This is a genomic window from Streptomyces sp. 4F14 (genome assembly GCF_048159485.1).
Lineage (GTDB): Bacteria > Actinomycetota > Actinomycetes > Streptomycetales > Streptomycetaceae > Streptomyces.
On the sequence record NZ_JBLRVY010000006.1, the window covers coordinates 227,528 to 252,541 of the forward strand.

Sequence of the window (25,014 nt, forward strand, 5' to 3'; positions counted from 1 at the left end):
TGGTCAGGTGAGGAAGTTCTTGAGCTCGTGGACGAGCTTCTTGATGTGGCCGGAGATCACCGGCGTGCCCTGGTCCTTGAACTTGTCGCGGAACCAGGGGTTGACGCTGCCGCGCCCGGAGCTGGTCACCGAGCCGACGGGGATGAACTTGACGCCGGAGCGGTGCAGGGCGGCCATGCTCGCGAAGAGGGGTTCCTGCCGCCATTCGTAGAAGTCGGAGATCCACACGACGACCGTGTTGCGGGGTTCGGCGATCTTCGGCTGGGCGAGCGCCATCGCGACCGTGCCGTCGGTGCCGCCGCCGAGCTTCGTGCGCAGCAGCGTCTCGAACGGGTCGTGCACCCACGGGGTGAGGTCGAGGGCCTGTGTGTCGTACGCGACGAGGTGGACGTCGACCTTCGGGAGTCCGGCGAAGATCGAGGCGAGGATGGTGCAGTTGACCATCGAGTCGACCATGGAGCCCGACTGGTCGACGACGACGATGAGGCGCTGCGGTGTCGTCTTGCGGGCCGTCTGGCGGTAGTAGAGGCGGTCGACGTAGAGCCGCTCCTCCTCGGGGCTGTAGTTGGTGAGGTTCTTCCAGATCGTGCGGTCGAGGTCGAGGTTGCGGAAGACCCGTTTGGGCGGGATCGAGCGGTCGATCGCGCCTACGGTCGCCTTCTCGACCTGGGTGCGCAGCACTTCGGCGACCTCGTCGACGAACCGGCGGATGAGCGCCTTCGCGTTGGCGAGGGCGACGCCGTCGAGGTTGTTCTTGTCGCGCAGGAGCTGTTCGATCAGCGACATGCTGGGGGTGAGCTGGGAGGCGAGCTTGGGGTCGGCGAGGACTTCCCGCAGGTGCATACGGCTGACCAGGTCGGCTTCTATCGCGCCGAGTTCGGGTCCGATGGGCGGGACGAGCCGGCTCAGGTCGGGGTCGGGGCCGCCGAGGCCCGTGCCGGTGGGGCTGACGCCTCGGTGTCCGCCGCGCAGGTCGCCCGGGTCGCAGCCGAAGGCCCGCTCCAGCCAGCCCGCGTCCGCCTGCCAGCGCGCCAGCTGTCCGGCGTCGACGGCTCCGGAGCCGGTCGCGAACACGTTCAGCAGGACCTTCGACACCAGCGCCGCGCGCCGCACCTCGGCGGCCCGGTCGCGCTGCCCGTCGGGCTCGTCGACCAGCATCAGTCCGTCGAACTCCTCGGCCAGCGCGGGGTGGCGCTGCACGACCGAGTCGACCGAGGCGCGCGGGTCGAGGAGCGCCGCCGGCAGTCCGGTGTCCTCGACGACGGCGAGGCTCGCGGACTCCAGTGCGGGCCGCTCCTCCGGGTCGAGGAGCCGGGCGAGCAGCCGCCAGTACAGGACCTGCCGCCGGTTGTCGTACGCCTCGTCGGTGATCTCCGCGTTCATTTCCTCAGCAGCCTTCCCGCGCGCTCGCGCAGCACGGCCACGGCGTCGGTCGCCGCCTTCTCCGCCTTCACGCCCGCCTTGTCGGTGGTCCCCCCGGCCCACGCGCCCGCGTGCAGCGCGACCGGCTTCCTGCGTACGAGGGTCTCGACGGCCAGCGGCTGCACGGTGAACCGTCCGCCGTCCCACCGCAGCAGCCCGATGCAGGCACCGGACGCGGCCACGGCGTCCGGCGTCAGCGGGCTCGCGACGGGGATCCGGTCGGCGTCCACGGCGAGCGGCTGCCCGGCGAGGACGAGCACGTCCTCCTGGACGGTGTAGCCCTCCAGGAGGACCGGTACGGCGAGCCGCGCGGGGTGCCGGTCGAGGGGTGCCGTGGGCGGGGTCAGCGCGGTGGGCAGGGCGACCCGCGCGGTGGTGAACGCGTCCGCCTGTTCCCCCACGCGGGCGTGGGCGTCGTCCCACAGGAGGTCGCCCTCGCCGGTGACCGGCATCCCGTCCAGCTCCATCGCCCGGCCCTCGCCGAGCGCCGCGAGCAGCGCCATGTGCGGTCGCAGCACCTGCCAGACGCCCGCGCCGACGACCGTGTCCGGCTTCGGCGCGGACACGCCGGCCCGCACGAGCCGGGGCGTCTGCCCGTCGGCCGGTTCGAACACGGCGTGCACCTGGGCCTGTACGGCGGTGGCGTGCTCGTGCAGGTCGACGCCGAGCGGCAGCAGGCGGCCGGTGGCCGTGCCGGGCGGCGTGGCCCGCGCGTCGGCGCCGGGGACGCTGAGGAGCATCCCGCGCGCCCACAGGTCGCCCCAGCGCCGCGCCGGGATCCTCTCCAGCGCCGTCCCCGGGCAGGAGGCGGCGAGTTCGGCGGTGAACCCGTCGAGGAGAGCGGCGAGCCTGCGCACGGAGGGCTCCGCGAGGAGCGCGGAGACGACCGGGTCCGCGCCGGCGATCAGCTCGTGGTCGATGCCCTGCCAGCCGGCGCGGGCGAGGTCGACGAGCCAAGTACGGGCGGCGGCGCGGAGGTTGGTGGTGTCGGGGGCGGGGCCACTCCCCCGGTCGCCCGAGTCGGTCTGCTCCCCGGCGCTCCCGCGCGTGGTGGCCGTCTCCCCGTCGACGCCCGTGCGCCCCACCGCCTCGGCGATCCGCTCCCCCAGCGCGTCATGTGCCGCCCCCAGCAGGGCTGTTCGTGCTGCCGCGAGGGTCAGGAAGTGGTCCTCGGACGCGGTGCCGGCGGCGGCCTTCTCGGTGGCTTCGGCGACGCGGGCGGCGAGGGGGCTCGCGGCGAGCGCGTCCGCGAGGGCCGTCAGGTCGGCGGCCTGGGCGGGGCGGGGGCGCAGGAGGCCCGCGGTGAGGGCGCGGTCGAGGGCGTCGACGGCGGCCAGTGCCTCGGTCAGGCCCTCGACGGGTTCGGTCAGGGTGTCGGCTCGCATCAGGCGGCCTCCGCCCGGGTCGGCGGGAACCACTGCATCTCCGGCAACGGGGCGGTGGTCGGGGCGAGTTCGAGGTAGGCGAGGTGGCGCAGGAAGCGGCTGAACACGGCCGCGGCGGCCTTGGCCGGGTCCGGCGCGGGGTTCGTGCCGGTCATGACGGCCGTGAGCGCGCCCGCGTCGGCCGCGCCGTCGGCGTCCACGCGCAGGTAGCGGGCGACGCGCTCAGCGCCGTACTGGAGCACCGCTTCGGTGACCAGCGCGCGGATGTGGTTGCAGAACGAGCCCCGCGCACCGCCGCAGGGGCGGTTGTTGTTGGTGCTGCACGCGTACGCGTAGGTCCCGGCCGCGATCGAGGAGACGTAGACCCGGCCGATGTCCGAGCCGCTGGAGACGACGCCCTGGAGGCGGCCGTCGGCCAGTTCGACGAAGGGGACCTTGGCGAGCTTGCGGGGCCGGGCGGGTGCGAGCACCCGGGCGGTGCTCGAACGCTCCCATTCCGGGATCTTCTCCGAATCCGACGACACATCAGCTCCTTCGCAGCACAAGGGATGTCTTCCGCCAGATCGGCGCGACATCGATCAAGCTATCGGCTGCCACTGACAACGCCCCCCGGATCGGGGGGCGTCGCAGGTCAGGAGCTGTGCGGGGGTCAGCCGCGCGTTCTCGTCCGGGCCGTCCAGAGCCCGGCGGCGAGGAGTCCGGCGACGGCCACCGCCGCCGTGTACCGGCGTGAACGCCAGGCGAGGACCTCGCCCGTGGAGTTCGCGGACAGCGCCGAGCCGACGCTCAGCCAGGAGCCCGCGGACAGGATTGAGGCGGAGGAGCCGATGGAGCCGACCGAGAGGAAGCTCCCGACCGAGCCGATGGACAGCGCGCTGCCCACGGACCCGATCGAGAGGAACGAGTTCACGGAGCCGATCGACAGGGCCGAGTCCTTCGACCAGTACGAGTGCCAGGAGCCGTCTGCGAGGTCACGGGTCGTCATGAGGCGATCCTGTCAGAGGAGTTGGCTCCCGGGAGGCACCTCGGGCTCAGCTCCTGGGCCGGTCCCGGTAGGCGATGCGGCGCAGTTCGCGGATCTCGCCCAGCAGGCCCCATTCGTCGCGGCCGAGACGGGCCAGGGGGCGGAGTCGGTGGATGTCCGGGTGGCCGTCGACCAGCACGGAGTCGTCGACGACAGCATGGACGACCTCGCCCAGGACGAGGGTGGAGTTGCCGATGCCGAGGGTCGTGTGGAGGCGGCATTCCAGGGCGACCGGGGAGGCGGCCACCCGGGGCGGCTTGACCTTGAGGGAGGGCTCCTTCTCGATGCCGACCGCGTCGAACTCGCCCTCCCCTGAGGGGAAGTCGGTCGCGGTGTCGTTGATCTGCTCGAAGAGCGGTTCCGGCGCGAGGTTCACGACGAACTCGCGGGTCGCCTCGATGTTGCGGAGGGTGTCCTTGCGGCCCACGGAGGTGAACTGGACGACCGGCGGGTCGGTCGAGGCGACGCTGAAGAACGAGTGCGGGGCCAGGTTGGCCGTCGCGCCGTCGGCCGTCAGGGTCGAGACCCAGGCGATCGGCCGGGGGACGACGACGGCGGTGAGCAGCCGGTAGAAGGCCGCGGTGCCCAGGGAGGCGGGCGAGTAGTCGACACGCATGACAGCCAGTTGTATCCCGCAAGCATCGGGAAGCACGCATCCTGTTCCCCAAGAGTCGGCAACTCACTCCCCACTTGGGGGTGTTACCGCCGGTCACCTGCCCGAAAGAGACGAAGGTCACGACTACGTATCGGACATTTAACGCTTCAATCTTCACGCCAGCCACACAAGTTGGCTAAGTTGACGCCGGGCCGCACGACCGACTCCGGCGAACCGCCGGGCCGCGCGGCCTCCGCCGAGCCCGGGGCGATCCGGCGAGGCGGGGCCGGCCGTCCCGACGGCGGGCTGTGCACGGAAGGAGTGCGTCCTCCATGGCGACGGACCGAGGCCAGGGCCCCGCGGGTGCCGGACAACGCTCCGACTCCTCCCGTCTTGAGGACGGCCCCGCGCCCAGCAGGTCCGAGATCCAGCAGGCCGTCACCTCCCTCTACAACCGCGCCGAGACCGACAGCGGCACCTTCAACGCGACCCGCGCGATGTCGCTGCGCAGCGGACGCGGCGGCGGCTCCGCGACGCCGCGCGGTGGCGGCGCGCGCCGGCCCTCCGCCGCCGAGGCGGACACGGCCGCCCGGCAGCTCTTCGAGGCCGCCCGCAACTCGATCGGTCCGACCGTCCCCGCCGTCCTCCCGCGCGACCGCGCGCAGGGCGGCCGTCCCGCGCGCGGGGGCAAGCCGGACGGCATGCCGACCATCAAGGAGCTCGAAGCGGCGCTGGAGCGCAAGCAGGGGCTCTCCGCGGGCCGTTCGGCGCCCGCGCTGCCCCCGGGCCAGTCCGCACAGGGCGCCCCCGCGCTCCCCCCGGCCGCCACGGCCGCGCTCCCGCCCTCCCCCTTCGCCGCCCTGCCCTCGGCCCCCGACGCCGCGTCCACGGGCCAGATCCCGGTCGTCGCGTCCGCCCTGGCCCAGACGGCGGTCCTGCCGCCCGTCCCGGCCCAGATGTCGCCCGACCCGACGGCCACCGGGCAGATACCGATGGTCCCTTCTGCCATGGCGCAGACCGCCGTCATGCCACCCGTCGCCGCCCGGATGTCCCCGGACCCGACCGCCACGGGCCAGATACCGACGGTCCCCTCCGCCATGGCGCAGACGGCCGTCATGTCGCCCCTCGCCGCGCAGGTGATGTCCCCGGACCCGACCGCCACCGGACAGATCCCGGTCATGCCGTCGCCCGCCGCGCAGATGCCGGCCACGCCCGCGTCGACCGGGCAGACACCCGTCGTCCAGATGTCGCCCGACCCGACGGCCACCGGGCCGGTGCCGGTCGTGCAGGCACCCGGCTCCCGTCCCCCGGCGCAGAGTTGGGACTCCGGCTCGCTGCCGATGTACAACCCCGCCGACCCGACACGTGACACCGGCGCCCTCCCTTCCGTCCCGTCGTGGGAGAGCGGCACGTTCCCCGCGTACGCCTCTCCGGTCGCCCAGCCCGGCGGGGCGTTCCCCGCCGCGGCCGCCGCGCAGTCCGCGCCCGCGCCCGCAGCCGCGGCCTGGAACACCGGCTCCCTCCCGATGTACAACCCCGCGGAGCCCTCCCGGGACACGGGTGCGTTCCCGTCGGTTCCGACGTGGGAGACGGGCGCCTTCGCCGCGTACGACCCTTCCGGTACGTCGACCTGGCAGACCCAGCAGGCCCAGGCGGCCCCCGAACCCGCCCTGACCTCGACGGTCATGTCCCCCTCGGCACCGGCCCCCGAACCGGCGTACGCCGCAACGACGATGACGCCCCCGGCACCCGAACCGGCCCTGACGTCAACGGTGATGAGCCCCTCGGCCACACCCCCACCTGCCGAACCGGCGTACGCGTCCACGGTGATGGCACCCCCGGCCGAACCGGCGTACGCGGCTGCCGCACCGGCCGAGGCGGGTTTCACGTCGGCGGTGATGTCCCCGTCGGCGCCGTCGCCCGCGTTCACGTCGACCGTCATGACGCCGTCCGCGCCCGAACCGGCCTTCACCTCAACGGTGATGAGCCCCTCCGCCGCACCCGCGCCGGCCGAACCGGCGTACGCCTCGACGGTGATGGCGCCCCCGGCCGCGTCTCCCGCGCCCGCGTTCACGTCGACCGTCATGTCCCCGTCGGCCGCCCCGTCGCCCGCCGCACCGGCGTACACCACGACCCTGATGGCCCCGCCGTCCGCAGCGGCGGCCCCCGCGTACGCCGCGCCCGAACCCGGCTTCACCGCAACCCTGATGGCACCCCCGGCGGCCCAGCAGACGGCAACCGCCGCGCCTGCCATGGCCGTTGACCCGGGGTTCACCGCCACGCCCATGGCTCCGCAGACGGCGTCCGCGCCCGCCGCGATGCCCCAGGCCCCTGCCGATCCGGCGTTCACCGCGACCCTGATGGCGCCGCCCGCTGCGGGAGCGCCCCTCATGGGAGCGCCTGCCGCGCCGATGCCGCAGATGCCCGCGCAGGCCATGGCGGCGCAGCCGATGATGCCCGCACAAGGCGTGCCCGCGCAGCCGATGCCCGCGCAGGCCGCAGCTCCCATGGCGCCCCAGCAGATGCCGGCCCCCGACCCCGGATTCGCCGCCGCGCCCATGGCACCGCAGACCATGGCCGCACCCGCGCAACCCGCCCCGGCCATGCAGGCACCGGCCGCGCCCATGGCCCCCCAGGCCCAGCCCGTCGCCGCCCAACCCGCATCCACCTCCGCCTACGCGGCCCCCGCCCCCGCCACGGCCTCCGCACCCCTCGCGCAGCCCACCGCCGCCCCGCTCCCCCCGCAGGCCCCCGCCACAGCCGCCTCCCCGACCGCCAAGGCCGAGAAAGCCGTCGCCTTCGCGCGCGCGCAGATCGGCAAGCCCTGCGTGTGGGGCGCGAAGGGGCCAGGCTCGTACGACAACGCGGGGCTCACGCAGGCCGCGTGGACGGCGGCGGGTGTCCCGCTGCCGAGGACGGCCCCCGAACAGGCGCAGTCCGGCACGGCGGTGGACGTCTCCACGCTGCAACCCGGCGACCTGGTCTTCTTCTTCGACGGCCTGAACCACACAGGTGTTTACACGGGTAACGGCATGATGATCCACGCGCCCGGGCCGGGTGCGTTCATCCGCGAGGAGTCGATCGCGCACGCGGGCGAGTCGGCACTGCGGGGAGCGATCCGCCCCGCGTGAGGCTCAGGCGGGCTCCGGCAGCCGCTCCCGCACCCGGTTGACCTGGTCCCAGCTCAACCGGCGCAACGGTTCCTCGGCGGGGGGGGATCCGCGTCGACGAGTACGGCGAGCCGGCCCGCGGGAATGGCCAGCACGCGCGCGAAGGTGATGAACAGCTCGGGTGAGAGGGCAGTCAGCCCCCGTCCCACCCGTCCGCTGGTGGAAGCCGACAGGTACGGTGGGCCGTACGGGGCTCCTGAGGCAGGGAACGGGCGTACTGGAGAAAACTCGTCCGACGCGCCTCGGGGAGGCCCCTGAACCGCCCCATGAGGTACGCGGCGGCGGAACCGGCCGTCTCGTCCAGGGGGTTCAGCTCCTCGGGGACGTCGGGCACCCGCACCCCCAGCTCCGGCGCGAGCGCGTGCAGGAGTTCCGGCGTCGGCTCCCCCTCCGGCACGGCTACCCCCGACCGTGCCGCCCGCGCGCGGAACTCCCCCCAGGTCACTTCTGCCGCACTCCGGCAATCGCGAGCACGGTCGCCGCGGCCCCGGTCCCCAGGACGGCTCCGGCGATGACGTCCCCCGGGTAGTGCACGCCCGTGTGCACGCGCGAGTACCCGACGGCGCAGGCCAGCAGTCCCAGCGGGACGGTCGTCACGGGCAGCGCGGTGCTCACGGCGGCGGCGAAGGCGACGGCCGACGCGGTGTGGCCGGACGGGAAGGACGCAGAGTCCGGCATGGGCACGTGCCGGCCGGGGAAGGGCGAGTCCTCCGCGCGGTGCGGGCGGGGACGGCGTACGAGCTTCTTGCCCGCGAGGTTGGCGGTGGCCGAGGCGACGCCGACGGCGGCGACCCCGAGGAGGGCCGCGCGGCGGGTCTTGCCGGGGCGCAGGGCCAGCAGGGCGGCTGCCGCGAACGAGATCTTCGAGTGGTTGGCGGCGGTCGACAGCCGGCGCAACGCGGTGTCCAGGGTGGGCGTCTTGGTGACGGTCACCGCCTCGTACAGCGCTTGGTCGAGGGCGGCGAGATCGCGCACCAGGCTGATGCCGTCGAGGCGGCTGCGGGGGTCGGGCATGGAGTTTCTCCGGACGGCGGATTCGGGGCCGGGCGCACACCACGCGGGCGCGCACCGGGGCCAGGACAGGACGGGCAGGTCTCCAGGCTGCGGCAACGGACACGGACATGGACGGACACGCGCGGGCCGGAGGCCGTACGACCTCGAACGGCCCCTCACGACGCACACGGCCCCTACGAAGCAGGACGCGTGCGCGCGCACGCGTGCCTGACTCCCGGGCAGCACCGAGGGGCCGTGCGCGCACGCGCGTACACGCCCCGCCCTCAGTCGTCCCCCTCCCCCGCGTCCCCCACCGGCCGGTCCAGCGCGAGGCGGACGATCCGGCGCCAGTCGACGTTCGGCGGCGAGTACGTCGCCCCGGGCCGGCGGCGCGGTACGCGTACGCGCAGGGCGCCCTGGCGGAGGGTGCAGACGACGGGGACGGGGAGGACGAGGGCCTCGCCGTCGATGGCGACGGGGATGTCGGGGCGGTCGGCGGAGACCTCGACGCGGGACGACTTCGTGGAGGTGATGCCCCCGGCGCGTTCGCCGCGCAGGACGACCTCGGCGGCCTGGGCGGCGCCCTCGACCTTGATGCCGATGACGCCGAGGGAGCCGGAGTCGAGGCGGGGGCGCCGGCCGCCACCGAAGGGGTCCGCGCGCGCGTAGGGGTTGTTGCTGACGAGGACGGCCTGCGGCGCGTGCAGGTGGGTGGCGTCGGCGCGGACGCCGAGGGTCGCGCCGGCCTCGCCCATGAGGAGGTCGGGCAGGAGGTCGAGGGCGGTGAACGCCTTGGCGTCGCGGTACTCGGGGCTCTGCACTATCTCGGCGTACGCCCCGAAGGAGACGGTGTTGACGAACGCGCGCCCGTCGACGTCGCCGAGGTCGACGCGGAACTCGACGCCGTCGGTGAGGGCTTCGAGGGAGGTGACGGGGTCGGTGCGGTCGAGCCCGAGGTCCATGGCGAAGTGGTTGCGGGTGCCGGCGGCGATGACGAGGAACGGGACGTCGTGCTCGGCGGCGACGGCGGCGACCAGCGCCTGGGTGCCGTCGCCGCCCGCGACGCCGAGGAGGTCGGCGCCCTCGGCGAGCGCGCGGCGGGCCTCGGCCTCGGGGTCGGTGGTGCCGTCGGGGGCGATGAGGATCACGCGGGCGCCGAGGGCCTCGGCGCGGCGGACGAGGTCGAAGCGTTCGACCTTTCCGCCGCCGGAGCGCGGGTTCATGATGAACACCGGGTTGCCGGGCGGCGGGGTCTTGCGCCCGCGCCTGCGGCGTTTGGCGTGCGGGCGGCGGACGTTGCGCAGCGCGGATCGCGCGCTGGCGAGGGCGGCGGTCCACAGGGCGATGGCGCAGACGGCGACGATCCACAGGCCGGAGGAGGCGTAGAGGGCGAGGACGCCGAAGGGCACGAGGACGGCCAGGAGCGCTCCGAGGAGCCTGGTCCAGCCTCGGTGTGCCAGGGCCCACCACAGGCCCGCTCCGGCCAGCGAGAGCCCTCCTACGCCGGTCAGGAGGACGACCCAGCCGTCCGATCCGGCGCCCGCGACGACCGTGAAGACGGCGCAGGCGGCGAGGAGGAGGGCGAGCCGGGCCCAGTCGCGTGCGCGCCGGGCGTCGTAGTCCAGCGCGAGAGTGCTTCGCGCGCGCGTGTTGTTCACCGTGTGCCCGCCATGCCGTGTGTGTCCCCTCGGGTCCCGAGCCTCGTTGCCATGATCGTGATTACCACATGGTGGCGTACCACGGTGGTCGGCAACGGTACCCGGAACCCGTAACGGGCTCAGCGGGCGGCCGAGTTGGCGCGTGCCTGTTCTCTGCGGGCGTTGTTGTAGGCGCGCATGAGGTGCTTCGAGACGGCGCAGGGCATCGTGTCGAAGTGGCACTGGCGGCAGGTGCGCGCGTGTTCCTCGTAGGCCGCGCGGGTCTGCTGGAGTGTGTCCTCGGTAAAGGGCATGACGGTCCTCCGACGGGATGGGGTGGGGGGTGAGCCGGACACCGCAGTGTTTGTAAGGTTCACTTAAAGTCAGAGTGGATCATGTTACTTCCGGTACGGGAAAGCCGGGTTTCAGAGGGCTTCGTCACAGCAGCCGCGCGCGCCGCTCCCCTGCCGGCAGAAGCAGGACGACTCGACCGGCACGTCGGCCAACGCGCGTGCCAGGGTGAGCTGTTGGCCGATCAGTACGGCCTCTTCGCGCTTGCCGAGCCGGACGAGGCACTCGTGCAGTCCGTGCAGGGCCCAGACGTTGTTCGGATGCTGGACCGCGCGCGGGAGCGTGGGGTCGAGGCCGAGGTCCGCGCGGTAGACCGCCTCGGCCTGCGTGACGCGGCCCTGTTCGAGCAGGAGCGCCCCGTAGGCGTGCCGGGTGGGCTGCATCCAGCCCCAGGGCTCGTCGTACGGCAGGTTGTCGCTGAGCCGGACCGAGTGTTCCAGGGCGGCGAAGGCGCGGGCGAAGTCGCCCTTGCGGTACTCCAGTTCGCCGTCGAGCATCGCGGCGGCGATCGCGAGGACGTCCAGGCAGGTGTTGTTGAACAGCGTCCGGGAGTCGGGGACGCGGGCCACGGCCGCGCGGAACAGGGTGCGTTCGGCCTCCGCCTCGGGGACGCGGCCGGTGGCGGAGAACGCGACCCCGCGCGCGTAGTGGTGCATCGCGGTGGTGACGCGGTACAGGTCCGGGTCGGCGGGGCGCGGGAGGGCGAGGATGTCGGCCCAGCGTCCGAAGCGGATCAGGACATGGACGCGCATCGCGACGAACCCCTCCAGCCAGTCGGCCATGGGCGGGCTCTCGACCCTGAGCAGTTCCTCGGGGATGGCCTCCTCCAGGCCCCGGGCGGCCTCCAGGGCGGTCCGGGAGGCGCCGAGGAACATCGCGCCGTAGATCCGGAAGTGGTGGTTGTGCGCGCGGTACAGCGTGTAGAAGTTCATCGCTCCCGCGCGCGCGTACGCCTTGTCGTCGGCGGTGATCGCGGCGGTGTTGTCGGCGACGACCCTGCGGTAGTCGCCGCAGAGGACCTCCAGGTGCGAGGGCATGTGCAGGAGGTGCCCGGCGTCGGGGACGAGGCGGCGCAGCCGGTCGGCGACCGTGAGGGCGGCTTCCGGAGTGGGCGACATCTCCATCAGGTGGACGTACAGGTGCGCCAGGCCCGGGTGGGTGCCCTCGGGGTCGGCCGCCAGGGCGCGTTCCAGGACGTCCCTGGCCTCCAGGGTGCGGGCGCCCTCGGCGGGCCGGCCGGTGCCCAGGTCCCACAGCTGCCAGGGGGTGAGACCCATGAGGGCCTCGGCGTACAGGGCCGCGACGTCCAGGTCGTCCGGCGCGAGGGCGTACACGGCCTCCATGGCGTCCGCGTAGGCGTGGTTCCACACCTCGCAGTCCTCGGCGGCCTCCGCGCTCGGGTAGCGGGCCCGCAGGGCGCCGATCAGGGCCCGCTCGACGGGGCGGGAGCGGGGGGCGCGCTCCTGGGCGCGTTCGACGGCCTCGTGGGTGCGCCGTACGGTCCGGGCGAGGTCCTTCTCGTCGAAGAACTCCCAGGGTTTGTTGTAGTTGGGGCCGAGGGCGTAGGCGATGCCCCAGTGGGCCATCGCGCACTCCGGGTCGGCGCGCACGGCCTCCTCGAAGCAGGCGACGGCCTCCTCGTGGTGGAACGCGTACGTCCACACCAGCCCCCGGTCGAACCACTTCTGTGCCTCGGCGGACGCGGTGGTGACGATCCGGCCGTAGCTCCCGAGGTCGTAGTACTCCATGCGCGCTCCCTGCTCACGGCCGCCCTTGCGCGGCGGCCTCCGAGCGACGTATACCGCCCGGCGGGGCGGCTACGGGACCGGTCGGCGCGCGGCGCACCCGCACGAGCCGGGGCGCACTCCGGTCGCGGCGCCCCCGGGGTAGGGCTCTGTCACGGCACGCGCCCGCACTCCTGCGCCGCCTCCCCGCGCACGCGTACGGCGGGCACCCCGGCCTGCTTCGGCTCGGCCTCCTGCGCCGCCCCCACCTCGGCGAGCGCCACCTCCGTACGCCCCGGCCCCGGCCGGCGGACCCACTCCGGCAGCGCCGCGCGCACCCGCGCGCGCAAGCGCTCCCCGCGCCCGTGCAGGAGGCCCATGACGAGGGCTGCCGCGACGGCGATGAGGTGTTCGCGGCCGGCGAGGTTGGGTTTGGCGATGGACTCCACGACCATCGAACCGCCCGTGAGGGTGAACACGATCGGGGCACGGCGGATGACGGACATGTACGTGAAGAGGCCGACGACGGCCGCCGAGGGGCCCGTGTCGAGGACCTGGCCGATCTCCGGGGGCAGTCCGCCCCAGTGGTCGGGGCCGAGCGCGAGCATCACGCGGACGGTGAGGGTGCCGGAGAGCGTGGACGCGTAGGCGATGAAGAGGGTCCGCGCGCGGCCGAGGGCGACCTCGGCGAGGGCGAAGGCCAGGAACAGTTGCGTGATGCCCGCCCACACGGGCAGGTCGAGGGCCGGAACGTACAGCGAGATCGGCGTGCGCAGGAGGGCCTGCCACAGGGGGAGGTCGCCCTGGACGCCGCCGACCTCACGGACGATCTTCTCGCCCGTGTCGTTCTGGGCGATCGCGTGGAAGAAGATCACGCCCGCGCACGCGACGAAGGCGAGGGAGAGGGCGGAGGGGCCCCTGCGCCACAGTTCGCGTACGGGGTCGACGACGATGCCCTGGAGTTCGCCCCACAGGGTGCGCCCCAGGAACGCGACGCCTCTGTACAGCGGCGATCTGCGCCGTACCCCCGCCTTCTTGTCCACTTCTCGCCCCACCGTCGTCCCCACTGGTCACCCGCACACACATTCGGAAAATCGAATCTAACTCCTGAGACGCCCATCATCGACATTCAGGTTGATTTCGGCACCGATCGCGTGGGACGCATTTAACCGACACCACGACCCACGCACTCACAACGACGGTCGTTCTCGCGTCGGGGTTCAGTCGGCACCGGCCCGAAGTGACGATCACCACACCCCGCCGGAGGGCGTTGTCAGTGGCCTCGGTTACAGTCCGTTGTCAGATACGCACGAGAGGGGAACACAGGGTGGGGACCATGCGACGGGGGCTGTCGGCGGTGCTGCTGGCGGGGGTGCTGGCCGGCTGCGGGGCGTCCGAGGACGACGCGGGGAGCACGGCGGCGAGCGAGGCCGGGAAGAGTTCCGCGACGCCGTCCTCGGCGCCGTCCGCCGCGGCTTCGGGAGGGACGCTGGGCGCGAAGGGGTCGGCCTGCGAGCTGCCCGTGACCTTCGAGACGGCCGCGAAGTGGAAGGCCGAGTCCATCGCGGCGCCCAAGGACGCCTCCGAGGACCTCCTCGACGCGCTCCTGCGCCAGGGCCCCGTCGACGGCGTCTGCGAGATCGACGCGAAGCCCGCGGGGCACGTCGGCTTCATCCGCGTCTACCAGGGCAAGCCCGGCGGCGCGGACGCGCGTACGGTCCTCAAGGGCTTCGTCGGCGCCGAGAAGGGTGTGAGCGAGGAGAAGTACACGACGTTCACGGCGGGCGGCGTGTCCGGCGTGGAGGTCTCGTACCGCGTGCACGTCGAACTCCTCGACGAGACCAAGACCGAGCACGCCCTCGCCGTCACCACCCCCGAGGGCCCGGTGGTCATCCACCTCGGCGGCCTGGACGACGCGGAGCACAAGGCGATGCTCCCGGCCTTCGAACTCGCCGAACGCACGCTGCGCGTCACCGGCTGAGGCCCTCGGAATCCCCAGCCGGCGACGCGCCCGCGCGCGGGTCCACCGTCGTACCGGTGATGTGCGGGACACCGGTCCTCGAAACAGCTCCCCGCGCGGGTCCGCCCGCCCCGGCCGCCACCGGGCCCGCACCCCACCTCCGCGGGGTCACGCTCGAAGGAGCTGCCCGTCCTCAGGAAGCCCGCGAACCTCACCGATGCGGCCGGCGCCCCCGCTCCTGCCGCGGGAACGTCTGGTCCGCCCCCGGCAGCGTCGGCTTCGGCAGCGTCGCCACCTCCTCCTTCGCCTTCTCCAACTGCTCGGCCGTGTCGTGCGGAAGGCGCGGCGGCCGGGGCCGGGAGTGGGAGAAGCGGAACGCGGACGTGAAGTCGCCGAAGGTCTCCCGGCGCCAGTCGGTGACGTTCGGTTCGGCCACGCCCGTGAAGCGCTCCAGGAACCTCAGCGCCGAGGTGTGGTCGAAGGCTTCCGTGGCGACCCAGCCGCCCACGGTCCAGGGCGAGACGATGATCGCCGGGACCCGGAAGCCGCCGCCGATGGGGAGGCCCTTGATGAACTCGCCGGGCGTCCCGGCGGGCGGCGTCGGCGGGGTCACATGGTCGAAGAGGCCGTCGTTCTCGTCGTAGTTGAGGATGAAGGCCGTCTTGCGCCACACCTTGGGGTTGGACGCGATGGCCTCGATCTTGGAGGCGACGAAGTCGGCGCCGGCAGCGGGCAGGTAGTCGGGGTGCTCCGACTGGTAGCTCGTCGGCATGATCCAGGAGACGGCGGGGAGGCGGTCGTTACGGGCGTCGTCCTCGAACGTGCCCTCCGGCTGCCGCCGTACCCCGCGCTCGTAGAGGTCGGAGCCGGGCTGGGCGTTCCTGAACGTCGCGAACTGCTCCAGCATGTTGCAGCCGTAGTTGTCGTCCTCCTGGTACACCTTCCAGCTCACCCCGGCCGCCTGGAGGCGCTCGGCGTACGTCGTCCAGGTGTACGGCCTGGGCGCGGCGTTGCTGGTGACGGGGCCGCCGTGGGTGCCGTCGGGGTCGATCGAACCGGTCATCCACATCAGGCGGTTGGGCCAGGTGGGGCCGAAGACCGAGCAGAAGTAGTTGTCGCAGATGGTGAAGGTCTCCGCCAGCGCGAACTGGAAGGGGATGTCACGGCGGGTGTAGTAGCCCATGACGTACGGCCCGTTGACCCCGTCGGCCTTGCGGTGGGCCGGCAGCCAGCGGTCCATCTTCCCGTTGTTCCAGGCTTCGTGCTGCACCGACCAGGCGTGGCTGGTGGACGGGATGGCCTGGGCGCTGGAGGTGTGCGTGTCGAGGTGGAAGGGGAGCAGGTAGCCCTTCGGGTTCTCGGCGTCGGGCTGGTAGAAGACGGAGCGGCCGGTGTCGAGGATCTGCGCCTCGGGGTCGGCGAAGCCGCGGACGCCCTTGAGGGTGCCGAAGTAGTGGTCGAAGGACCGGTTCTCCTGCATCAGCATGACGACGTGTTCGATGTCGCGCAGGGAGCCGTGCCGCGGCGGTCCGGCGGCGACGGCCTTCTGGACGCTCGGCGGGAGGAGGGAGAGGGCCGCGGCGCCGCCCAGCGTGCCGGCGGCGGTTCCGAGGAGTCTGCGTCGGGTCAACTCGGCCATGGAAGCCCCTTGATGAGTGACGGCCAGATCACCGTTCACTCTTCATCCGCAGCCTCCCGGGGCGTCAGGGACACCTGGTGAAATCCACCCCAACGTGTCAGGAGGAGTTGGCCAAGCCATGACGTGCGTCACCGCGAGGTCGCCCGCGCGTCGCCGGGGCGTGAACTTCCGCACGGAATCCCCGCGTGCACCGCATCACCCTGCGTGACGCCTCTCGCCTCCCGGAGCCCGGCAGTGTAGACATGAGCGCATGGCCCGTCGTCCCCGTGGACCACACGAACCGCGTCCCTCCGTCACAGCCCGCCGCGCACGGGAGCGGCGGATCCCGTACGGCGTGGCGCCGCGCCGTGCGCTGGGCCGGCGCAGTCTCGCCACACAGGTGTTCGTGCTCCAGGTCGCCGTCGTCCTGCTGCTGGTCGTCGCGGCGGTGGTCGCGCTGGTGCTCCAGGTCCGGCACGACGGCACGGAGGAGGCCCGCAACCGCTCGCTGGCGGTCGCGGAGTCGTTCGCGAACTCCCCGGGGATGCTGGAGGCGCTGGCCTCGCCGGACCCGACGACGATCCTCCAGCCCCGCGCGGAGGCGGCCCGCAAGGCGGCCGACATGGACTTCATCGTCGTCATGAACCCGGAGGGCATCCGCTACACGCACCCGAAGCCGGACCGCATCGGCAAGAAGTTCGTCGGGACGATCGCGCCCGCACAGGAGGGCGGCACGGTCGTCGAGGACATCGACGGGACGATAGGGCGCCTGGTGCAGGCCGTCGTCCCGGTGAAGTCGCCGTACGGCCAGGTCGTCGGCCTGGTGTCGGCGGGGATCACGACGGAGAGCGTCGGCGGGACCGTCGACCGGCAGCTCCCGCTGGTCCTGGTCACGGCGGGCGCGGCGCTGATCCTGGCGACGGGCGGTACGGCGCTGGTCAGCAGGCGTCTGATGCGGCAGACGCACGGTCTGGGCCCGCGCGAGATGACCCGCATGTACGAGCACCACGACGCGGTGCTGCACGCGGTCCGCGAGGGCGTCCTGATCGTGGACGGCGACGGCCGTCTGATGCTCGCGAACGACGAGGCGCACCGCCTGCTGGACCTGCCGCAGAACGCGGAGGGCCGGTACGTCGCCGCGCTGGGCCTGGACGCGGGGACGGCCGACCTGCTGGCGTCGGGCCGGGTCGTGACGGACGAGGTGCGCCTGGTCGGCGACAAGCTGCTGGCGATCAACCAGCGCCCCACGCAGCTCGCCGGCGGCCCCTCGGGCAGCGTCGCGACCCTGCGCGACTCGACGGAGCTGCGGGCCCTGTCCGGCCGCGCGGACGAGGCCCGGGAGCGGCTGGACATCCTGTACGCGGCCGGGGTCGGCATCGGCACGGACCTGGACGTGACGCGGACGGCGGAGGAGCTGGCCGACCTGGCGATGCCCCGGTTCGCGGACTTCGTGACCGTCGACCTGTTCGACTCGGTCGTCAAGGGCGAGGAGCCGGAGCCGGGTTCGGCACTGCGGCGTACGGCGTCGACGGGGGTGCGCAAGGGCGCTCCGCTGTACGCGGTGGGCGAGCCGCTGAAGTTCGTGGACTCGGCGCCGCAGGCCCGCAGTCTCGCGGAGGGCCGGGCGGTGCTGGAGTCGCGGCTCGACGTGTCGCCGGGCTGGCGGGCGCAGGACCTGGAGCGGACCGAGCAGGTCATGGAGTTCGGCATCCACTCGCTGATCACGGTCCCGGTGCGGGCGGGCACGCTGCTGCTGGGCGTGGTGAGCTTCTGGCGTTCGGAGCGTCCTGAGCCGTTCGACTCGGACGAGGTGGCGCTCGCGGAGGAGCTGGTGGCGCGGGCGGCGGTCACCATCGACAACGCCCGCCGCTACACGCGCGAGCACAAGATGGCGGAGACCCTCCAGCGCAGCCTGCTGCCGCGCACGCTGCCCGCGCAGAGCGCCCTGGACATCGCGTACCGCTATCTGCCGGCGCAGGCCGGGGTGGGCGGCGACTGGTTCGACGTCCTGCCCCTGTCGGGGGCGCGGGTGGCGCTGGTGGTCGGGGACGTCGTCGGGCACGGGCTGCTCGCGGCGGCGACGATGGGGCGGCTGCGGACGGCCGTGCACAACTTCTCGGCGCTGGATCTGGCCCCGGAGGAACTGCTCGGGCTGCTGGACGAGCTGGTGAACCGGATCGACCAGGAGGACGAGTCGGCGGCCCCGGTGACGGGGGCGACCTGTCTGTACGCGATCTACGACCCGGTGTCGCGGCGCTGCACGATGGCGCGGGCCGGGCATCCGCCGCCGGCGATCGTGCATCCGGACGGGCGGGTGGAGTTCGCGGACGTGCCGCCGGGGCTGCCGCTGGGGCTGGGCGGGCTGCCGTCGTTCGAGACGGTGGAGCTGGAGCTGCCGGAGGGCAGCCGTCTCGTGCTGTACACGGACGGTCTGGTGGAGTCCCGGGACCGGGACATCGACAGCGGCCTCGACCTGCTGCGCGAGGCGCTGGCGGACGCGCCGGACGAGCCGGAGCCGACCTGCCGCGCGGTCCTCAAGTCGCTGCTGCCGGCCCGCCAGAACGACGACATCGCGCTGATCGTCGCCCGTACGCGCGCGCTGGGTCCGGACCGGGTCGCGGAGTGGGAGGTGCCGATGGACCCGGCGGAGGTGGCGCGGGTGCGTGCGGCGGTGGCCCGGCGGCTGGCGGACTGGGGCCTGGAGGACCTGTCGTTCACGACGGAGCTGATCCTCAGCGAGCTGGTCACCAACGCGATCCGCTACGGCGGCGCCCCGGTGCGGGTACGGCTCCTGCGCGACCGGTCGCTGATCTGCGAGGTCTCGGACGCGAGCAGCACCTCCCCGCATCTGCGGTACGCGGCGATGACGGACGAGGGCGGACGCGGCCTGTTCCTGGTGGCGCAGCTCTCGGAGCGCTGGGGCACTCGGTACTCGTCTGTGGGGAAGGTCATCTGGGCGGAACAACCGCTCCCCGCGGACCGATGCTGAGTCTGCCCGGGGGACAACCCCCGGACCCCCGGCCGACCTGAGCGCACAGGCCACTACCAGCGGACCGATAAACTGCTGGTCGCACCCGACGTCGGGAGAACTCATAAGTCCGGTTTATGAGCTCATAGACCGGACCCGCATACCGGGTTAGGCTTGCCTTAGTTTAGGCTTCCCGTCGAGTCGATCTACCGCCGCTCGAAGGGAACCTGATCATGCCCCGCCCCCTGCGGGTAGCCATCGTCGGAGCCGGCCCCGCCGGGATCTACGCCGCCGACGCGCTGCTCAAGTCCGATGTGGCCGCCGACCCCGGTGTCTCCATCGACCTCTTCGAGCGGATGCCGGCCCCGTTCGGACTGATCCGGTACGGCGTGGCCCCGGACCACCCCCGCATCAAGGGCATCATCACGGCCCTGCACCAGGTCCTGGACAAGCCGCAGATCCGCCTCTTCGGCAACGTCGACTACCCCACCGACATCAGCCTCGACGACCTGCGCGCCTTCTACGACGCGGTGATCTTCTCGACCGGCGCCATGGCCGACCGCGAGCTCTCGATCCCGGGCATCGACCTGGACGGCTCCTACGGCGCGGCCGACTTCGTCTCCTGGTACGACGGCCACCCGGACGTCCCGCGCACCTGGCCCCTGGAGGCCGAGAAGGTCGCGGTCCTCGGCGTCGGCAACGTCGCCCTGGACGTCGCCCGCATCCTCGCGAAGACGGCGGACGAGCTGCTCCCGACGGAGATCCCGGCCAACGTGTACGACGGCCTGAAGGCCAACAAGGCGCTGGAGGTCCACGTCTTCGGGCGCCGAGGCCCCGCGCAGGCCAAGTTCTCCCCGATGGAGCTGCGGGAGCTGGACCACTCCCCCAACATCGAGGTCATCGTCGACCCCGAGGACATCGACTACGACGAGGGCTCGATCGCGACCCGGCGCGGCAACAAGCAGGCCGACATGGTCGCCAAGACGCTGGAGAACTGGGCGATCCGCGACGTCGGCGACCGCCCCCACAAGCTGTTCCTGCACTTCTTCGAGTCCCCGACCGAGATCCTCGGCGAGGACGGCCGGGTCGTGGGCCTGCGCACCGAGCGCACGGAGCTGGACGGCACGGGCAACGTCAAGGGCACCGGCAAGTTCACCGACTGGGACCTGGGTTCCGTCTACCGCGCGGTCGGCTACCTCTCCGAGAAGCTCCCGAAGCTCCCCTGGGACCTCGACTCGGGCACCGTCCCGGACGCGGGCGGCCGGGTCATCGAGGAGAGCGGCAGCCACCTGACGTCCGTGTACGTCACCGGCTGGATCCGCCGTGGCCCCGTCGGCCTCATCGGCCACACCAAGGGCGACGCGAACGAGACGGTCGCCAACCTCCTGGACGACCACGCGAACGGCCGCCTCCAGGAGCCGGCCTCCCCGCAGCCGGAGTCCGTCGACGCCTTCCTGGCCGAGCGCGAGGTCCGCTTCACCACCTGGGAGGGCTGGTACAAGCTGGACGCCGCCGAGAAGGCCCTCGGCGAGCCCCAGGGCCGCGAGCGCGTCAAGCTCGTCGAGCGCGAGGACATGCTCCGCGAGAGCGGCGCCTGACATCAGCTGATCCGGCGCGGGGCCGACCGTACAGAAATCTTGTACGACCGGCCCCGCGCCGTTGTTATGGTCCCCCGATGTTCTCCCTCCCCGAACCTCCCCTCTTCGCCCGCCTGCGCGACGCCCGCCGCGTCCTGATCGCCGGTGCGGGCGGCGGTTTCGACGTGTACGCCGGGCTGCCGCTGGCGTCCGCGCTGCGGGCGGCCGGCAAGGAGGTCCACTTGGCGAACCTGTCGTTCGCGGACCTGTACGGGCTGCCGTCCGAGGTGTGGATCGAGCCGGACGTCGCCGCCGTACGGCCCGACACCCCCGTACGCGGGGACTACTTCCCGGAGCGCGCCCTCGCGCGGTGGCTCGACGGGCAGGGGCTGCCGTCGACGGTGTACGCGTTCGCGCGGACCGGGGTCGCGCCGCTGCTGGACGCCTACCGGGCGCTGCTCGACCACCTCGGCGGCGTCGACGCGATCGTGCTGGTCGACGGGGGCACCGACATCCTGATGCGCGGGGACGAGCAGGGGCTCGGGACGCCCGAGGAGGACATGGCGAGCCTCGCCGTGGTGTCTCGACTGGACGTCGCCGAGCGGCTGGTGGTGTGCCTCGGGTTCGGGGTGGACGCCTATCACGGTGTCAACCACGCGCTGGTGCTGGAGAATCTGGCCGCGCTGGACCGGGAGGGCGGGTACCTGGGCGCCTTCTCGATCCCCCGGGAGAGCCCGGAGGGTGCCGCGTACCTGGACGCCGTGGCGCACGCGCAGGAGACGACGGCGAGCCATCCGAGCATCGTGCAGGGGTCGGTCGCCGCCGCCGTGCGCGGGCAGTTCGGGGACGTGCGGTTCACGGAGCGCACCAAGGGGGGTGAGCTGTTCGTGAATCCGCTGATGGCGATGTACTTCTGCGTGGACGCCCCCGCGCTCGCGCGCCGCAACCTCTACCTGGACCGGCTGGCGGAGACCGTGCTGATGCGTCAGATCAGCACGCGGATCGAGGAGTTCAGGGACGGGCTGCCCGGGCTACGGGCGCCCCGCGCGTTCCCGCACTGAGCGGGCGGCCACGGCGGTGAGGGCGGCGGTCAGCAGGAACAGGCCCGCCGCCTGGCCGACCGAGCCGAAGCGGGCGACGGCCGGGAGGACGTCGTACCAGTGGTAGAGGGTCGTCACGCGCAGGGCGAGGAGCAGGGCGCCGAGGGCCGCGAGGGCGAAGGCCGTGTCCGGGGTGCGGGGGCGCCGGGCCAGCCAGGCGAGGCCCGCGAGGAGGACGGCCGTGGAGGGGGCCCACACCGAGTCGGTGGCCAGGGGGAGGACGGTCTGCGAGGCGCCCATGACCACGCAGGCGGCGAGGTAGGCGAGGCCGGGGGTGCCGGCGGGGAGGGCGGCGGGCGGGGCGTCACGGTGGTGGGCGGCGTACAGCGCGAGGACCGTGAGCCAGGCCAGCAGGCCGTTCGCGGTGGCGTAGGGGAGGTCCGGCGGGTAGGCGTCGGTGACGAACGGGGCGACGAACACCCACAGTTCGGGCAGGGCGGCGACCGTCGCGGCGGCTCCCGCGAGGCGCCTGCGGTCGCGCAGGAGCGCGAAGTAGGCGACGGTCCACAGCAGCGGGAGCGTCCACTCCAGGACGGCGACCGGCACGCTGTTCCCGGGACCCCGGCCGTTGAAACGGGTCAGGAAGAGATCCCACTGCGCCGAGCCGTGCGTGCTCCCCCAGGTCAGTTCGAGCACCCGGTCCACGAGCGCCGAGGCGGCCTGGAGGAGCAGCGCGAACACGGCGAACTGCCGTACGGACGCGCCGAACAGGGCGTACCGGCGAGGTGAGGCGGCGGTGCCGAGGCGGGTGCGGACGGCGAGCGCGGCGATGCTCGCGACCTCGCCGAGCGTGGGGCGGCTCTGGTCCTGGGTGTCCTGGTCGACGTCCCAGAGGTACGTCTCGACCATCTCCTCCTCGCGCTCGCGCCGGTAGTAGGCGGGCAGGAGGCGCAGGGCGGTGCGGTAGCGGGATTCGAGCAACGTCATCGTGCCGGTCATGCGAGTCCTCCGGCGAGTCCCGGGCCCGTCACGGGCGGTACGACGGGAGTGCGCCCGCTCTCGGCGATGCGCTGCTTGGCCGCGCTCGCGCCCGCCGCCATGCGCTCGGCCTCCGCGTCCAGGGCGGCGACGCCCTCGTCGGTGAGGCGGTAGTACCGGCGCAGTCTGCCCTGCTGGACCTCCTCGCGGTCCAGGGCGATCAGGGCGTCGGCGGTGAGCCGGTCGAGGACGCCGTACAGGGTGCCGACCCTGAGGTGGACCTCGCCGTCGGAGAGGTCCTCGACCTCGCGCAGGATGCCGTAGCCGTGCCGGGGCTGGTCGGCCAGGGCCGTCAGCACGAAGAACGCGGCTTGTGTCATGGACTTCGTTCCCATGAACCGAATATATCGGCTCCCGATATATTTCGCACGCAGGAGTGCCGGGGGCGTGGAAAAACGGGCACGCCGCGAAAGCGCGCGTCCCCGTCGCAAGGAGAAGGCTTCGGCATGCTGTGAACCGCCCTCGACCCGGGTAGATCTCCCAGTGCGCACCTTCGCGCAGCACTCCCGACGACAAAAGGACACATGGCCTTGGCTCTCGCGTACCCTGACGCACCGTCAACTCGCCGCCCGGGACGGTCGTGGACGATCCGGGTGACGGGGCACCGCGACCGGACCGCCTCCGTCACCTGCTCCTCCAACTGCCCGATGCCGGCCCGCTCCCGTGACGTCGCCGCGCTGCGGCGCTTCGCCGAGGCGCATGCCGCCGCGCACGCGCGCGCGGCGACCGTCCGGCCCGATGCCGCCTGCGGCTGCCGGCAGCTCAAGTGCGCGGCTCACGAAGGCACCCGGGCCTCCTGCGCCGGTGCCGTCGTCCTGGTCCTGCGGCACGACCCCGCGGTCGGGCAGGTCTGGACGCTCATCGAGGTCTGCTCCGCCTGCGCGCCGCTGATGTCCCACACCCGGATCGTCGCCCGGGCGGCCCCGCGTGCGCGGCAGGGGGGCGACGCGCCACCGGCCGCCGCGCCGGCCGCGCCACCGTCCCAGGCGTCCCGGGCCGTACCGGGCGGCTTCAGCGCGCCCGCGCGGGAGGGCGGGGAGCTGGCGGAGGCGGTGCCTCGCCGGCGGCGGGGGCGGACGGGGGGTGGGGGGAGGAGGGACTGAACGCGGCGGCCGCACGGACGCGACGCCCCCCCCGTGCGGACAGGGCCCGCCCCGACGCGGATGACGGGCCGGCCCTGTCCGCCCTGATGATTGTCGTGAGGGCGAGGGGTGCGGGGGTACGCGTGTGCGGGGGTCTCGTCGGGTGCGGTGTGTGCGCCCCGGGTGTGCGGCACGTGCGGGGGTGTGCGCGGGCCGTGGCGGAATCCTGGTGACCCCCTCTTGATCAGATGCGGGGACGAGCGGTGATACTGGGAGGTCCGTACCGTTCTCCGCTTATCAGATGGATCCATGTCGAGCTCCAGCGCCGCCCGTCCTTCGACCCCGTCCACCGTGTGGCTGACCCGGGGACGTCACACCGGTTCCGCGCCCGGGGAGGTGCTGCGCGGGCATCTCCAGCGGCTCAAGGAGACCGAGGAGATCGTCGACTTCCTGGAGCTGGGCGAGGACGCGCGGCCCGAGGGGCGGCTCGTGTTCGAGGCCCGCTGGCTGGTCGGCGAGGAGGTGACCGTCCGGGCCCGCCTCGAAGTCGCCGAGGAGGCCGACCGGGACGGCACCCGCCCCTGGGCGCTGATCGCGGAGGCCGAGGAGCCCTGGAACCGGCGCTGGCCCTCCCCCGCGACCCGCTTCTGGTCCGAGGAGCCCTGGGAGATCGACGGGCAGTGGGACCACTCCCAGGTCGCCGGACTGCGGTTCCGGGAGGCCACCGCGCTGCCCTCGGACGACAAGGACCTGCGGCGCGTCCTGAAGAGCGCGATGCGCGACGAGTGGTCCATCCACGTCGTCGTCCACGAGGCCATGACCCCGGACGCGCGCGGACGGCTCCCCCTGACCCGGTTCCTCACTCAGGGGCTGCGCGACCGGGTCGTCGAGCACCGCGCCGCGCCGCAGCAACTCCGCGCGGTCAACTGGGCGCTGAAGGAGTCGCGGGCCGAACTGCCCCGGGGCGGCGCGGTACTCCTGCCCCACGGCGACGTCGACCCCGCGGACTTCGCCGTCCGCACGGTCTTCCTCGACGGCTCCGAGCCCTCCGAACTCGTCGAGGCGATCGTCCGGTTCACCACCGTCCCCCAGCATCTCCCCGACGAGGCGGACGCGTTGCTCACGGCCCTGCGGGAGGACTGGCACGTCCTCACCCTGCGGGAGGAACTGGACCGGGAGCGGCAGCTCGTCGCGATGTACGCGGAGGCACTGGACGCGATGACCAAGTCCCGTGACCTGTACCGGGAGGCGGCCGAGCGGGCGCACGAGGCGCTGGAGGTGTTCCGGGAGTCCGCGGGCGCGGTGGACAGCGCGCCCGAGCCGCCCCCGGCGCGTCCCGCGCAGTCGCCGTTCCAGCAGATCACGCGGACGTTCGAACGGTTCAAGCTGCCGAAGAAGCCCGAGGACTGAGAATGCGGCCCACACCGGGA

21 protein-coding genes are annotated in these 25,014 nt (G+C 73.1%); 7 read left to right on the top strand and 14 right to left on the bottom strand.

Features of this window, described 5'->3' with window-relative positions:
- Window positions 1-3 precede the first annotated feature (3 nt).
- The 5 genes from ACLZOT_RS12385 to ACLZOT_RS12405 all read right to left on the bottom strand — a co-directional run bounded on the left by ACLZOT_RS12385 (window position 4) and on the right by ACLZOT_RS12405 (window position 4,447).
- Window positions 4-1,383, bottom strand: a complete 1,380-nt coding sequence (locus ACLZOT_RS12385) for a vWA domain-containing protein (RefSeq protein ID WP_416968874.1) — start codon at window positions 1,381-1,383, stop codon at window positions 4-6.
- A complete protein-coding gene (locus tag ACLZOT_RS12390) occupies window positions 1,380-2,840 on the bottom strand; it encodes a hypothetical protein (protein ID WP_416968875.1) in 1,461 nt (486 codons plus the stop codon). The genes ACLZOT_RS12385 and ACLZOT_RS12390 overlap by 4 nt, the downstream gene beginning before the upstream one ends.
- Window positions 2,807-3,310, bottom strand: coding sequence for a hypothetical protein (locus ACLZOT_RS12395; protein WP_416969062.1), 504 nt, complete (start codon window positions 3,308-3,310; stop codon window positions 2,807-2,809). Before ACLZOT_RS12395 ends, ACLZOT_RS12390 begins: the two co-directional genes overlap by 34 nt.
- A 146-nt stretch (window positions 3,311-3,456) precedes the next feature.
- Window positions 3,457-3,792 carry a hypothetical protein gene (locus ACLZOT_RS12400; protein ID WP_416968876.1) on the bottom strand — a complete coding sequence of 112 codons (336 nt, stop codon included), beginning with the start codon at window positions 3,790-3,792 and terminating at the stop codon, window positions 3,457-3,459.
- 46 nt (window positions 3,793-3,838) lie between these two features.
- On the bottom strand, window positions 3,839-4,447 hold the full coding sequence (locus ACLZOT_RS12405; RefSeq protein WP_416968877.1) for a flavin reductase family protein: 609 nt from the start codon (window positions 4,445-4,447) through the stop codon (window positions 3,839-3,841).
- Between the two features lie 311 nt (window positions 4,448-4,758).
- Here ACLZOT_RS12405 and ACLZOT_RS12410 point away from each other — a divergent pair, with 311 nt between their 5' ends.
- On the top strand, window positions 4,759-7,557 hold the full coding sequence (locus tag ACLZOT_RS12410) for an NlpC/P60 family protein (RefSeq protein WP_416968878.1): 2,799 nt from the start codon (window positions 4,759-4,761) through the stop codon (window positions 7,555-7,557).
- A 172-nt stretch (window positions 7,558-7,729) separates the two neighbouring features.
- On the opposite strand, the gene ACLZOT_RS12415 is transcribed toward ACLZOT_RS12410, so the two are convergent.
- The 6 genes from ACLZOT_RS12415 to ACLZOT_RS12440 all read right to left on the bottom strand — a co-directional run bounded on the left by ACLZOT_RS12415 (window position 7,730) and on the right by ACLZOT_RS12440 (window position 13,344).
- Window positions 7,730-8,041, bottom strand: a complete 312-nt coding sequence (locus tag ACLZOT_RS12415; protein WP_416968879.1) for a hypothetical protein — start codon at window positions 8,039-8,041, stop codon at window positions 7,730-7,732.
- Window positions 8,038-8,610 (bottom strand): phosphatase PAP2 family protein, encoded by a 573-nt coding sequence (locus tag ACLZOT_RS12420; protein WP_416968880.1) that lies wholly within the window; start codon window positions 8,608-8,610, stop codon window positions 8,038-8,040. Before ACLZOT_RS12420 ends, ACLZOT_RS12415 begins: the two co-directional genes overlap by 4 nt.
- A 263-nt stretch (window positions 8,611-8,873) precedes the next feature.
- Window positions 8,874-10,247 carry a diacylglycerol/lipid kinase family protein gene (locus tag ACLZOT_RS12425; protein ID WP_416968881.1) on the bottom strand — a complete coding sequence of 458 codons (1,374 nt, stop codon included), beginning with the start codon at window positions 10,245-10,247 and terminating at the stop codon, window positions 8,874-8,876.
- Window positions 10,248-10,366: 119 nt separating this feature from the next.
- Window positions 10,367-10,540, bottom strand: a complete 174-nt coding sequence (locus ACLZOT_RS12430; RefSeq protein WP_416968882.1) for a hypothetical protein — start codon at window positions 10,538-10,540, stop codon at window positions 10,367-10,369.
- A gap of 111 nt (window positions 10,541-10,651) precedes the next feature.
- Entirely contained in the window at window positions 10,652-12,325 is a 1,674-nt protein-coding gene (locus ACLZOT_RS12435) for a hypothetical protein (RefSeq protein WP_416968883.1), read from the bottom strand.
- 149 nt (window positions 12,326-12,474) lie between these two features.
- A complete protein-coding gene (locus ACLZOT_RS12440; RefSeq protein ID WP_416969063.1) occupies window positions 12,475-13,344 on the bottom strand; it encodes a hypothetical protein in 870 nt (289 codons plus the stop codon).
- A 293-nt stretch (window positions 13,345-13,637) separates the two neighbouring features.
- Here ACLZOT_RS12440 and ACLZOT_RS12445 point away from each other — a divergent pair, with 293 nt between their 5' ends.
- Window positions 13,638-14,282, top strand: coding sequence for a lipoprotein (locus ACLZOT_RS12445; RefSeq protein ID WP_416968884.1), 645 nt, complete (start codon window positions 13,638-13,640; stop codon window positions 14,280-14,282).
- A gap of 190 nt (window positions 14,283-14,472) precedes the next feature.
- Here the strand turns inward: ACLZOT_RS12445 and ACLZOT_RS12450 are convergent, their stop codons facing one another.
- Entirely contained in the window at window positions 14,473-15,900 is a 1,428-nt protein-coding gene (locus ACLZOT_RS12450; protein ID WP_416968885.1) for an alkaline phosphatase family protein, read from the bottom strand.
- A gap of 250 nt (window positions 15,901-16,150) precedes the next feature.
- Between ACLZOT_RS12450 and ACLZOT_RS12455 the strand changes: the two genes are divergently transcribed.
- From ACLZOT_RS12455 to ACLZOT_RS12465, 3 genes are all read left to right on the top strand, one after another.
- The gene (locus ACLZOT_RS12455) at window positions 16,151-18,868 is read left to right on the top strand and encodes a SpoIIE family protein phosphatase (RefSeq protein WP_416968886.1); all 2,718 of its coding nucleotides are present in this window, start codon (window positions 16,151-16,153) and stop codon (window positions 18,866-18,868) included.
- Window positions 18,869-19,080: 212 nt separating this feature from the next.
- Window positions 19,081-20,445, top strand: coding sequence for an FAD-dependent oxidoreductase (locus ACLZOT_RS12460; RefSeq protein ID WP_416968887.1), 1,365 nt, complete (start codon window positions 19,081-19,083; stop codon window positions 20,443-20,445).
- Between the two features lie 77 nt (window positions 20,446-20,522).
- Window positions 20,523-21,485, top strand: a complete 963-nt coding sequence (locus ACLZOT_RS12465; protein ID WP_416968888.1) for a DUF1152 domain-containing protein — start codon at window positions 20,523-20,525, stop codon at window positions 21,483-21,485.
- On the opposite strand, the gene ACLZOT_RS12470 is transcribed toward ACLZOT_RS12465, so the two are convergent.
- Both ACLZOT_RS12470 and ACLZOT_RS12475 read right to left on the bottom strand, forming a co-directional pair.
- A complete protein-coding gene (locus ACLZOT_RS12470) occupies window positions 21,456-22,463 on the bottom strand; it encodes a hypothetical protein (RefSeq protein WP_416968889.1) in 1,008 nt (335 codons plus the stop codon). The genes ACLZOT_RS12465 and ACLZOT_RS12470 overlap by 30 nt on opposite strands.
- Window positions 22,460-22,822 carry a PadR family transcriptional regulator gene (locus tag ACLZOT_RS12475; RefSeq protein ID WP_416969064.1) on the bottom strand — a complete coding sequence of 121 codons (363 nt, stop codon included), beginning with the start codon at window positions 22,820-22,822 and terminating at the stop codon, window positions 22,460-22,462. The genes ACLZOT_RS12470 and ACLZOT_RS12475 overlap by 4 nt, the downstream gene beginning before the upstream one ends.
- Window positions 22,823-23,095: 273 nt before the next feature.
- Between ACLZOT_RS12475 and ACLZOT_RS12480 the strand changes: the two genes are divergently transcribed.
- Both ACLZOT_RS12480 and ACLZOT_RS12485 read left to right on the top strand, forming a co-directional pair.
- Window positions 23,096-23,605, top strand: coding sequence for a hypothetical protein (locus tag ACLZOT_RS12480; protein WP_416968890.1), 510 nt, complete (start codon window positions 23,096-23,098; stop codon window positions 23,603-23,605).
- Between the two features lie 288 nt (window positions 23,606-23,893).
- Complete coding sequence (locus ACLZOT_RS12485; RefSeq protein WP_416968891.1) at window positions 23,894-24,994, top strand: hypothetical protein; 1,101 nt, start codon at window positions 23,894-23,896, stop codon at window positions 24,992-24,994.
- The last annotated feature ends 20 nt before the right edge of the window (window positions 24,995-25,014 follow it).